The organism is Chryseobacterium sp. 22458, assembly GCF_052044975.1.
Classification (GTDB): Bacteria; Bacteroidota; Bacteroidia; order Flavobacteriales; family Weeksellaceae; genus Chryseobacterium.
The window spans coordinates 290,573-301,513 of the sequence record NZ_JBQEOA010000004.1; the positions used below are offsets into that span (position 1 = coordinate 290,573).

The window sequence follows — 10,941 nt, forward strand, 5'->3', positions numbered from 1 at the left end:
TGTTTTTAATGGGAATGAGCAACAGGATGCTGATGGAAAAGATGCATCACCAGAGCCAGTGAAACTCCTAAGACAACCAGTCCTATTTTCACCCAGTCAATATTGTGGTTTTTATTGCTTTCAAATATAATTACTGATGAAATATGCAGGAAGATCCCGCCTACGATCGCCAGGAAATAAGGCTGGAGATCCGGATTGAAATAATTTCCGAGCAGCATTCCCATAGGAGATGCCAGGGCGAAAAGTGCTACAATCAGCAGTGAAGGATATGATGAGCTTTTTGAGTCTTTTTTACCATTGAATAAAAATGCCCCAAGAATAAAAGAAATAGGAAGATTGTGAAATACAATGCCCAAAAGATAAGGTGAGAGCGCATGTTCTTCATTGGCAAGAGGAATTCCTTCAATAAAGGCATGTACAAACAGTCCTGCCATTAAAGCAACAGGAAGGATATTGTGCTCATTATGATGATGGAAGTGTCCGTGTTCAAAACCTTTGGTGAGGGCTTCCAGGATCATCTGAAGAAGTACCCCTGCGATCACGAATATCCCGAGGCTGCTGCCCGCTTCAGAAGTGTAGACCTGCGGAAAAACCTCATTGAGACAGATCGTAATCAAAAAACCAGCACTCAATATCAAAAGATTTTTGGCCAGTTTTTCTTTTTTACCAAAGTATTTGCCCAGGAATACTCCTGTGATGACACTTAAAATCAGTAAAAGTACTGTTATCATTATTTTTTCTTAAATAAATTGATACAACGTGGGGAATTCTCCTTATTAAATTCATTCAACTGATAGTCGCCCCAGATTTTTATTCTTTCAAAGCCGCATTCTGAAGCATAGGCATGGATAGTCTCCAAAGTGTGAAGCTTCACCTTTTCAAAGAAATGATAAGATTTACCCTCCGTTTCAAAACGGATGTCCTTGATCACATGTCTGCCTTCGATTTTTTTCAGAATTTTAAAATCTATATCCCCACGGGTAACCACGGTTTCCGGAACTAACGTTTTTCTTACATATTCTTCATTCAGATAATCCAGAACAAAATATCCTCCAGGTTTCAGGGCGTTATAAACCGATTGGAAAACTTTTCTGTCATCATTTTCATTGTCAAAATATCCAAAGCTTGTAAACAGATTGAAAACAGCGTCCATAGGATCTGCATCAATCGGGTTTCTCATATCATGAACATCAAAAATCAGGGTTTGATTTTCATATTGTTTGTCAGATTCAATGCTCTGTCTTGAAAGATCAAGGCCCAAAACATCGTATCCTAATTTATTGAGAAAAACAGAGTGTCTTCCTTTACCACAGGCAAGATCTATGATTTTAGACTGAGGCGGAAGCTGCAGGTCTTCAGTAAGTTTTGTGATGAAGTTTTCAGCTTCAGTATAGTCTCTGTTGCTATAAAGCAAATGATAATAAGGGGTATCAAACCAAGATTCAAACCATTCCATAATGCAAAAATAACTAAATTTGTGGTCTTAAAAGCAAAGTATTTTACAACATTAAAAGATTGAAAAATTCAATTGTGTAATGTGGTGAATGGGTAATTGTTTAATACTGAAAGCTTTAAATATTTTAAGTTAAAAATTATGGATATAGAAAATCTACAGATACAGATAAAAACATTCTTCGGACTGGAACAGATTCTTGCAGAAGAAATAAAGAAATTAGGCGGAAGAAAGGTTGAAATTAAAAACAGAGCGGTAAATTGTGAAGGCGATCTTGGTTTTCTTTACAAGATCAATTACTCTGCAAGAACGGCATTGAAGATCCTGGTACCTATTCATGAGTTTAAAGCTTTTAATCAGCATCAGTTTTATGACAGACTGTTCAAATTTGATTGGGCGGAATTTATGGATGTCGACCAGTCTTTCTCCATTGATGCCACGGTGAACTCTGAAACATTCAAGCATTCCCAGTTTGTGACGCTGAAAATGAAGGATGCTATTGTAGATTATTTCCAGGATAAGTTCAAAAGACGTCCGAATGTGGAAACGAGAAACCCGGATATCAAATTCCATCTTCATATTGACAGAGAGCTGGTGATGATCTCGATGGATTCCTCAGGTGATCCGCTATTCAAAAGAGGGTACAGAAGAGAACAGGGTGAAGCTCCGATCAATGAAGTTCTTGCGAGCGGTATGCTTCAGCTTGCAGGCTGGGATGGAAAAGGGAATTTTCTTGATCCGATGTGTGGTTCAGGAACATTATTGATTGAGGCGGCTATGATTGCGATGGACCTTCCTGCGCAGATTTTCAGAAAGAGATTCGGATTCCAGAACTGGAAAAATTATGATGCAGACCTGTTTTCTAAAATTAAAGAATTCAGAGTAAACAGAATCAGACAATTTGATGGTAAAATTGTTGGCTATGACATTGATGCAAGAATGCTGAATGCTGCAAGAATGAATGTAGAGGCCGCTGAAATGGAGGATGTAATAGAGATCAAAAAACAGAATTTCTTTGATTCTAAAAAAGAGCTTTTCCCATTGCTGATGGTATTCAATCCGCCGTATGATGAAAGAATTTCTATTAATGATGATGATTTCTACAAGAAAATAGGAGATACCTTTAAAACAAATTATCCGAACACATTGGCATGGCTGATCTCTTCTGACCTGGAAGCAGTGAAAAAGATCGGTCTTCGTCCTTCAAGAAAGATCAAACTTTTCAACGGAAAGCTGGAAACAAGATTTTTACAGTACGAAATGTATGAAGGAACGAAGAAAATACATAAAATAGAGGGAAATAAATAAGGACTGTTACCGTTTAAAATAATAAACTTATGGCCTGGAATCCTCTCGATTTACTTGATTATTTTTTCGATGCGATAGAGTTGTTTACTTCCGGTTCCCGTTCTACTTCAGATAAGAAAAATCTGAATCCTGATGGGAAACCTCAAAAGCAAATGTCAAAAGAATCTGAATCACCGGTTAAGATCGATCAAGGAGCAAAGAAAAGTCACAAAACCGATGTAAGTAAATAAGAGCTGTCCGTTTTTAAATAATAAACTATGAGCTGGAATCTCCTCGATGTGTTTGGTTTTATTTTCGATGTGGTGGAACTTTTAAGTTCCAATCCCGGTTCCGGTGCTCGTTTCCGTTCAACGTCAGACCGGAAAAGTTTGAATTATGATGAGAAACCACAAAAAAAGGACTCGAAGAGATCTCAATATTTTACAGAGAAAGTGAGTGTCATATTTATTGCAGTAGCGGCATTATCTTTCTTTATGGTCTTTAAAGATCCGCTTCCGGAGGAAAATTATATACAGACTTTAGTAGTTGCTTCCATCATCGGGTTGGGAATTGCATTTTTGCTGTTTTTTATTCTGCACGTGATGGAACTTTATTATTTTAAAAACCTTTTTAAACTGCTTCTTTTTAGCAGCTCGGTAATTGCTTTTTGTATTTCTGTGGTCCTGTGTATTTATTTTAAGTCGGGAATATTTATTTAAATAATAAAAGTTAATTTCTCCGAATAAGCAGTTAAACTATTTGCGGTTTTTTTCGTGAATAAGTAATTTTGAAAAATTTTCAATTTGAAACCTACTATTTCCATTGTTGTTGCCATTTACAACCGAAAAGATGAACTTTTCGAGTTGCTCACTTCTCTGACCCTGCAGACTGACAGAGCGTTTGAAATCATTATCGTAGATGATGGTTCCCTGATCGATCTGAAACCTACGATCAGGAATTTTGAAGAAAGCCTTGATATTAAATATTTCAAAAAAGATAACTCAGGACCGGGACTTACCAGAAACTATGGTGCGGCGAGAGCTTCCAATGAATGGCTGGTTTTTGTAGACAGTGATGTGATTGTAGAGAAAGACTATATTGAACATATTAAAAATGATATCCTTACTATTCCCTGTGATGCATTCGGGGGAGCAGATAAAGCGCATAAAGGATTTAACCTGATGCAGAAAGCCATTTCCTATTCTATGACCTCAGTATTTACAACAGGAGGAATAAGAGGGAGCAAGAAAGCAGTTTCGAAATTTCAGCCCAGAAGCTTTAATATGGGGGTGAAAAAATCTGTTTTTGAAAAAGTAGGCGGATTTTCAGAGATGAGAATAGGGGAAGACCCGGACCTGTCGATGACCCTTTGGGAAAACGGATATACAACAGCTTTTTTTGATGATATTGCAGTTTATCATAAACGTAGGGTAGATTTTGGAAAATTCTCCAAGCAGGTTTACCAGTTCGGTTGTGCAAGACCTATCCTGAATCAGAGGCATCCGAATTATGTGAAGGCTTCTTTTGCATTTCCTACCTTGTTTATGCTGGGATATATAATGGGCTTTTTAGAATATTTTATTTTGGGAAGAGGAGTAATTCTCTCTTTCTATGGACTGTATACTTTCCTGGTACTGTTCCACGCCCTGTTGTTGACCAAAAATATAAGTATTGCAGGGATGGCGGTTATTTCCACCTATATTCAGATGTTTTCCTATGGATACGGATTTTTAAAGTCCTGGATTTTGCTGAATGTGTTCAGAATGAAACCTGAGGAGGCCTTTCCGCATCATTATTATAAAAAATAATAAGAATAGGTTTATTGCTTTGAATGTAAAAAACAAAGAAGGCTGTTTCAAGTGAAACAGCCTTCCTTTTCAATAAAATTTAGGATATAGAAATGTTTTCATGGTGGTTGAGAACGCCTACTTTCAGCATACACTCTTTCATTTTATGGTAGGTTCTTTTAATGTCGTGGTCTAAGCCGATGGAGAATCTGATCAGTCCGTCAGAAATACCAATGGACGCCCTTTCTTCTTCAGGAATTTCAGATGAAGTGGATTTTCCTGAGCAGGAGAATAAGGTTTTATAGAACCCTAAGCTTACTGCAAGATAGCCAAGGTTTTCTGCCTGCATCATTTCCATCAGTTCGTTAGCTTTTTCAGTGGTTCCGGCATCCAGGGTCAATAATCCTCCGAAACCATATTCTTCGTCGATCATGCTTTTCATTAATTCATGATTCTTATGAGAAGGTAAACCAGGATATGACACTTTCAGACCGTCTTTTTCAAACCTTTCAGCCAGATACATGGCATTATGGCTATGCTGTTTTATCCTGATATGAAGGGTTCTCAGGTTCTTTAGGATGCTGGATGCTCTCAAACTGTCCATAGTAGGACCAAGAAGCATACAGGCTCCGGAATTTACATTTTTGGTATCATCAATAAATGCCTGTGAGGCACAATATACACCACCTACCGTATCACTGCTTCCGTTGATGAATTTCGTTAAGCTGTGAATCACCACATCAGCCCCGAATAGCTGCGGACTGATAGAAAGGGGTGAAAAAGTATTGTCAACAATAAGTTTTAAATTATGTTTTTTACAGATCTCAGAAAGTTTTTTAAGGTCTGCTACCTCAAGAAGCGGGTTGCTCACACTTTCGCAATAGATCACTTTTGTGTTGGGCGTAATTGTATTTTCGATCACATCAAAATTATTGATATCTACAAAAGTGGTTGCTACATTGAACTGAGGCAGGAAATTTTTCAGGAAAGCATACGTTCCGCCATAAATGGTTCTGCTTGAGATGATATGGTCTCCACTTTTGCACACCTGCATCAGAACAGAAGTAATTGCCCCCATTCCGGATGCGGTAACATTGGCGGACTCTGTATTTTCCATTTTGGCAAGTGCCTGTGCCAGATACAGGTTCATTGGTGATGAATGTCTGGAGTACAGGTAGCAACCTTCCGCATTTCCTTCAAAAGTATCAAACATGGTTTTTGCAGAAAGGAAAGTATAGGTAGAACTATCAGAGATAGAAGGATTCACTCCTCCGAATTCACCAAAATACTGAAGATCCTGGATCTCGTTGGCTGCGTTAAAGTTTTCCATAAGCTTTGTTTTTATTTTATCAGCCTAATTTGCATTATTTTCGTAATTATTACAATATAAAGTTGAATTTATAGAATATAAAACTGTAAAATATTGTTTATTTAGAAAAAATAATTGGTATATTCGAAAATATTAAATTCTTACCAAAAAATTATCTATGGAACTTGACGAAACGGATAAGAAATTACTGGGATTTTTGCAGGAAGACTGTAAACAAACCACCAAAGAACTGTCCGGTAAGCTTGGATTATCGGTTACAGCAATTTATGAGCGTGTCAAAAAACTTGAAAATGCAGGTGTCATTTCTAAGTATGTTGCTTTGCTGAATAGAAATAAGGTGAAGCGAAACTTTATCGTTTTGTGCCATGTAAAACTTACGCAGCACAAAAAAGAGTTTGTATTACAGTTTGAGAAAGAAGTCATGAACCTTCAGGAAGTCACCGAATGTTTTCATGTGAGCGGGGATTATGACTATATCCTGAAAATAGGGGTGAAAGATATTGAAGACTACCGTAATTTTATGCTGACCAAGCTTACAACGCTTCAGCATATCGCCAGTACACACAGCTCGTTTATGATTTCCGAAGTTAAAAATACTACGGCGATTATTTTATGAAATAGAGAAGAAGTTTTTAGTCCTGTTTATTTCATAGATGTGAATTCAGATTGTATTTTCATTGATAAAAAAATCTGTTATTTCAGGCTTTAGTATTAATTGCTGTACAAATTGCTTCAGGGTTTCAGCTGTCAGATCAGGTCTGCTGGAAATCTGCATACTTCGCAAGCTGCCGTCTTTTTGAGGAGCAATCAGGATGACATTCCCGTATTTAAGATGATAAAGTTTCATATTGACAATGGCAAAATCATCATTTTCAAGCGTTGTAAAAGCAGTAAAATCGATTTTGTTACGGGACGTTTTTATAAATCCCTGCCCGATCATGTCCGGGAAGTTTCTTGAAACAATCTGAGTCTTGTTTGATGTATATTCTTTAGTATCAATAAAGTCGGTGAGTACAAGGATCGTAAAGAATATTCTGTCTTGGTCTTTTACCTTATGGGAGTTAAGATCTGATCTTTTTTCTCCAAAGCTGCTGTAGACGATCTTTTTTCCTTTCAGATCCAGTCCGAAAAAATTGCCATAGGTTCCCGCTCCCCTGAAACCATCTTTCTGAATGCTGTCATACACCGGATAAGGAAAGATTCCATAGGTAAGCGGTTTGTCGTCTTTAGTCTGGTTTCTGAGTTCTTCCTCCATTCTTTTGAAGTCCAGGAATTCGGGCTTATTCTGTATTTTCAGCTGTTTTTCCCTTACCTTTTGAAGGGTTCCGATAGATTGTGCAAAAGCCGGTACTGTAACAGATAATAATAAGCAGATCAGAAATAATTTCACATTCATAGAAGTTCTTATGGTGTTTATTAGTTGAGATAAAATTGCTGTAGTTTTTCATACCGACTATTGTCATGAAAAACTATACCAACACTCCGTTTTTAGAAGCAATAGGATCCGGAAGATCTGTTTCACCACCCATCTGAAGAAGGTCAATTTCTATAGTTCTGCAGATGGAAAGCATCGGAACGTCAAACATCAGACCTGCAAAAGGATTCTCAGAATAATCACCCACCAGTTCCATGATAATATAGATCCACCCTATGATGATACAGAAAGGAATAGAGGTCCAGATTCCCCAGTCTCCCAGCTTTGCAAATTCATTCACTAATCCGAGAGGAAGCAAAGTGATAAAAAGGATATTAAAGACAAATGCAGTACTGGCAAACTGTCTCGGAGAAGGGAATTTTTTGATTCTTTCTGCCTGTCCCTGAAAATTATAGAATTCGTTCAGGCTGTTTTGAAGCTGGGTCTGGTTGAAGTCTGTAATAGCATTCATGTTTTTCAGCTCATTGATGTCTTTAGCCTGTTGAGAGATCAGATAAGTGGCAAAATTTTTATAATGACTTTTAAGTTCATATTCTTCTTCCGAAAGATATTTGTGGAGGAAAATAGGGGCTCTTCCGTAATCAGGAAATCCTGCCTTGATCAGCCTGTTTCTTCTCCTGTTGATATTCCCGAATTTATTATTTTCATTGCTGCTGATATGTTCCCATTCCGTAGGGATCAGAAGCTGTTCACGGAAAGTGTATAGCCATGCAATGTGACGGTTGACAATTCTTTTTTTACGGTCTTCAAGATCAAAAATACCAATTTCTTCATTTTGGGTATCAAAAGCATACACCATTGAAGCAAACGAACGGCTGGAGTTAACAATTCCTCCCCAGATCTTCCGGGCTTCCCAAAGTCTGTCATAGGCTTGGTTATTTTTGAAACCCACCAAAAAAGCTTCTGCTGTACCAATCAGGGCTACAGGAACCCATGGAATGGTCATCCAATGCCAGTTGAAAAAATAGAAAAGAACAGCAATCAGTGTGCACCAGATAGAAATCAAAATAAGATGTACACCGGATAGATTGAGAACCTGTTTATAATTGACGTATTTGGTTGTGATCATAAAAATGAATGTGTTTTGCGTGTACAGACAAAATAAGTACCAAACTGGAATGATGTTGCTTTATAATGTCTGCTACAGATATTGTTTCAGGTTTTCTTGATTGATAATAGTCTAATATTGTGATTGATAATCTTAAATAAAAGTAGTGAAAAAAATGCATAAAAAAACCTCTAAAAAAATTAGAGGTTTCAATATATAGAAAATTTAATATTTCAGCATTTCTTCGATTTTTTTCGAAAGCTTTTCAGCATTTGGAAGCATTTCTTTTTCCAGAATCAGATTGATCGGAACTGCAGGTACATCCAGCGATCCCATTGTTTCTACCGGTGCGTCCAGGTATTTGAAACAGTTTTTAGAAATACGGTGGGCAAATGCCTCTGCGAAGGAATTGTTAAGCTGCTCTTCTGTAAGAACAATACATTTTCCGTGTGCTTTTACTCTTTCAAAAACAAGTTCTTCATCAAGAGGAATCAGGGTTCTCAGGTCAATCACTTCAACTCTTCCGTTAAATTGCTTAGCAGCTTCTTTAGCCCAGTAAACTCCCATTCCGTAAGTAACCACTAATAAAGTTCTGCCTTTTTCAGTTTCATCTTTATCAGCTTCAATGATTACTTTTCCTTTTCCGAACGGAAGGACATAGTCTTCAGCCGGTTCTATGGTTTTGGCATCCTCGGTTCCCGGAACCTTACTCCAGTATAATCCTTTATGCTCAAGCATGACTACAGGATTCGGATCATAATAAGCAGCTTTTAATAGACCTTTAAAATCGGCTGCATTACTTGGGTAGGCTATTTTAATACCTTTGATGTTGGCAAGAATACTTTCAACGCTTCCGCTGTGGTAAGGGCCACCACCACCATATGCTCCGATAGGAACACGGATGATATTGCTTACAGGAAATTTTCCACCACTCAGATAGCTGGATTTTGAAATCTCTGTAATCAGCTGGTTGATTCCCGGATAAATATAGTCTGCAAACTGAACCTCAACAATTGGTTTCAATCCTACGGCACTCATCCCCGCTGTAGATCCAATGATGTAAGCTTCCTGAATGGCAGTGTTGAATACTCTTTTGCTTCCGAATTTCTTCCCTAAAGTCACCGTTTCACGGAAAACCCCACCAATTCTTTCTCCTACATCCTGTCCGTAAAGAAGGGCTTCAGGGTGTTTCCACATCAGTTCCTGAATTGCGTGAATGGCAGCATCTACCATTACAATTTTTTCTCCGTTAGCAGGTTCACGGGTTCCCGTTTCCTCTGTGATAGGAGTAGGGGCAAAAACGTGCTGCATTACGGTTTCAGGCTTCGGATCTTCTGCATTTTTAGCTTTTTCAAAAGCTTCTTCTGCTTCAAGGCGTGCCTTTTTAGTGATTTGCTTTAAAAGATCTTCATCCACTCCTGTTTCCAGCAAGTGTTTTCTAAGGATTTCTCCCGGATCTTTAGCTCTATGTTTTGTTAAATCTTCTTCGTCTCTGTAGAATTCTCTTCTTACACCTGAAGTATGGTGTCCTATCAGTACCGTTTTTGCACAAACAACAAGAGGTTTTCTTTCTGTTCTTACAAAATCCACGGCTTTTTTCATCGCTTCGAAACTTTCCACGAAATCAGTTCCGTCTACTCTCATTCTGCTTAATCCTGTGAATCCCGCTACAAAATCATAAGCGTCGCAGGTTCTGGCTTCATCCTTTGTTACAGAAATTCCCCATTCATTATCCTGAACCAGGAAGATAATAGGAAGCTGGTGTAATGCTGCAAACTGTAAAGCCTCACTCACTTCACCTTCAGTCACGGAATTGTCCCCAAGGCTGCAAACCACTACAGGATTGTTTTCAAAATGCTGAAGATCAAAATCCTGAATGTATTTTATCCCCTGTGCAACTCCGGTAGTAGGAATTGTCTGCATTCCCGTTGCAGAACTCTGATGTATGATCTTCGGTTTGTTTTCGTCTCTGCTTGAAGGGTGAGAATAATAGGATCTTCCCCCTGAAAAAGGATCATCAGCCTTCGCCAATAGCTGAAGCATTAGCTGATAAGGCTCAAAACCAATTCCCAGAAGAATGCTTTCGTCCCTGTAATAAGGAGAAACCCAGTCTTCTTTTTTAAGCTGGTAAGCCGTTGCCAGCTGGATCGCTTCATGGCCTCTTGAAGTACTGTGAACATATTTACACACATTCCTGTTTTCTTCATAAATGTCAGCCATAGCCTTCGCCAGCATCATATGATTGTACGCTTTAAGTAAAATATCCTGAGAAACTTTTTCGTGAAGTGTATTTTCCATAGGAAGCAAATATACATTAAAAAAACAAAATACTAACAGTTGTTAGTGTTTTGTAAGAAATCAATTGATTTACTGTTAATTCCTTATTTGTTTTTTTTAAAATAAGCCTTTTTTCGAAAAATATATCTGCAAAATAATCTCCTTGGTTACTACATTAGACAAAGTTATGACAGGTAATCAGGATAATTAAATGAATTTTGTAAACTGTTACAGGTGTAGCACAGATTGTTGTTTTTTATTGATAATTTCAATGTTGTTTTTCAATACTATTGATCGTTTAAATGGTGATGTTAAAGCCGTATT

The 10,941-nt window shown here is 37.8% G+C and carries 11 protein-coding genes; 5 read left to right on the forward strand and 6 right to left on the reverse strand.

What is annotated here, in order from left to right:
* Positions 1-5: 5 nt before the first annotated feature.
* Positions 6-728, reverse strand: coding sequence for a ZIP family metal transporter (locus tag ACTJJF_RS15685; protein WP_312299936.1), 723 nt, complete (start codon positions 726-728; stop codon positions 6-8).
* A 2-nt stretch (positions 729-730) separates the two neighbouring features.
* Positions 731-1,456 carry a class I SAM-dependent DNA methyltransferase gene (locus ACTJJF_RS15690; protein ID WP_312299829.1) on the reverse strand — a complete coding sequence of 242 codons (726 nt, stop codon included), beginning with the start codon at positions 1,454-1,456 and terminating at the stop codon, positions 731-733.
* A 138-nt stretch (positions 1,457-1,594) separates the two neighbouring features.
* On the opposite strand from ACTJJF_RS15690, the gene ACTJJF_RS15695 reads away from it, so the two are divergent.
* From ACTJJF_RS15695 to ACTJJF_RS15710, 4 genes are all read left to right on the forward strand, one after another.
* Positions 1,595-2,761: a THUMP domain-containing class I SAM-dependent RNA methyltransferase gene (locus ACTJJF_RS15695; protein WP_440700239.1), complete on the forward strand. Its 1,167-nt coding sequence runs from the start codon at positions 1,595-1,597 to the stop codon at positions 2,759-2,761.
* Positions 2,762-2,790: 29 nt separating this feature from the next.
* The gene (locus ACTJJF_RS15700; RefSeq protein ID WP_440700240.1) at positions 2,791-2,991 is read left to right on the forward strand and encodes a hypothetical protein; all 201 of its coding nucleotides are present in this window, start codon (positions 2,791-2,793) and stop codon (positions 2,989-2,991) included.
* A gap of 27 nt (positions 2,992-3,018) precedes the next feature.
* The gene (locus ACTJJF_RS15705; protein ID WP_440700241.1) at positions 3,019-3,459 is read left to right on the forward strand and encodes a branched-chain amino acid ABC transporter substrate-binding protein; all 441 of its coding nucleotides are present in this window, start codon (positions 3,019-3,021) and stop codon (positions 3,457-3,459) included.
* 84 nt (positions 3,460-3,543) lie between these two features.
* Positions 3,544-4,548 (forward strand): glycosyltransferase, encoded by a 1,005-nt coding sequence (locus ACTJJF_RS15710; protein ID WP_440700242.1) that lies wholly within the window; start codon positions 3,544-3,546, stop codon positions 4,546-4,548.
* A 79-nt stretch (positions 4,549-4,627) separates the two neighbouring features.
* Here ACTJJF_RS15710 and ACTJJF_RS15715 read toward each other — a convergent pair whose 3' ends face one another.
* Positions 4,628-5,857 carry an aminotransferase class I/II-fold pyridoxal phosphate-dependent enzyme gene (locus ACTJJF_RS15715; protein WP_440700243.1) on the reverse strand — a complete coding sequence of 410 codons (1,230 nt, stop codon included), beginning with the start codon at positions 5,855-5,857 and terminating at the stop codon, positions 4,628-4,630.
* A 157-nt stretch (positions 5,858-6,014) separates the two neighbouring features.
* Between ACTJJF_RS15715 and ACTJJF_RS15720 the strand changes: the two genes are divergently transcribed.
* Entirely contained in the window at positions 6,015-6,473 is a 459-nt protein-coding gene (locus ACTJJF_RS15720) for an Lrp/AsnC family transcriptional regulator (RefSeq protein ID WP_440700244.1), read from the forward strand.
* A gap of 45 nt (positions 6,474-6,518) precedes the next feature.
* On the opposite strand, the gene ACTJJF_RS15725 is transcribed toward ACTJJF_RS15720, so the two are convergent.
* The 3 genes from ACTJJF_RS15725 to ACTJJF_RS15735 form a co-directional block, all read right to left on the reverse strand.
* Positions 6,519-7,253 carry a hypothetical protein gene (locus tag ACTJJF_RS15725; protein WP_440700245.1) on the reverse strand — a complete coding sequence of 245 codons (735 nt, stop codon included), beginning with the start codon at positions 7,251-7,253 and terminating at the stop codon, positions 6,519-6,521.
* 73 nt (positions 7,254-7,326) lie between these two features.
* A complete protein-coding gene (locus ACTJJF_RS15730) occupies positions 7,327-8,361 on the reverse strand; it encodes a bestrophin family protein (RefSeq protein WP_312299813.1) in 1,035 nt (344 codons plus the stop codon).
* Between the two features lie 204 nt (positions 8,362-8,565).
* Positions 8,566-10,638 carry an alpha-ketoacid dehydrogenase subunit alpha/beta gene (locus ACTJJF_RS15735; protein WP_312299811.1) on the reverse strand — a complete coding sequence of 691 codons (2,073 nt, stop codon included), beginning with the start codon at positions 10,636-10,638 and terminating at the stop codon, positions 8,566-8,568.
* Positions 10,639-10,941: the final 303 nt, after the last annotated feature.

Excerpts from the sequence above, each read along its gene's own strand:
- ACTJJF_RS15705 (WP_440700241.1), top strand. The coding sequence starts at position 3,019 with ATGAGCTGGAATCTCCTCGATGTGTTTGGTTTTATTTTCGATGTGGTG.
- ACTJJF_RS15730 (WP_312299813.1), bottom strand. The coding sequence starts at position 8,361 with ATGATCACAACCAAATACGTCAATTATAAACAGGTTCTCAATCTATCC.
- ACTJJF_RS15735 (WP_312299811.1), bottom strand. The coding sequence starts at position 10,638 with ATGGAAAATACACTTCACGAAAAAGTTTCTCAGGATATTTTACTTAAA.
- ACTJJF_RS15690 (WP_312299829.1), bottom strand. The coding sequence starts at position 1,456 with ATGGAATGGTTTGAATCTTGGTTTGATACCCCTTATTATCATTTGCTT.
- ACTJJF_RS15700 (WP_440700240.1), top strand. The coding sequence starts at position 2,791 with ATGGCCTGGAATCCTCTCGATTTACTTGATTATTTTTTCGATGCGATA.
- ACTJJF_RS15720 (WP_440700244.1), top strand. The coding sequence starts at position 6,015 with ATGGAACTTGACGAAACGGATAAGAAATTACTGGGATTTTTGCAGGAA.
- ACTJJF_RS15715 (WP_440700243.1), bottom strand. The coding sequence starts at position 5,857 with ATGGAAAACTTTAACGCAGCCAACGAGATCCAGGATCTTCAGTATTTT.
- ACTJJF_RS15695 (WP_440700239.1), top strand. The coding sequence starts at position 1,595 with ATGGATATAGAAAATCTACAGATACAGATAAAAACATTCTTCGGACTG.
- ACTJJF_RS15725 (WP_440700245.1), bottom strand. The coding sequence starts at position 7,253 with ATGAATGTGAAATTATTTCTGATCTGCTTATTATTATCTGTTACAGTA.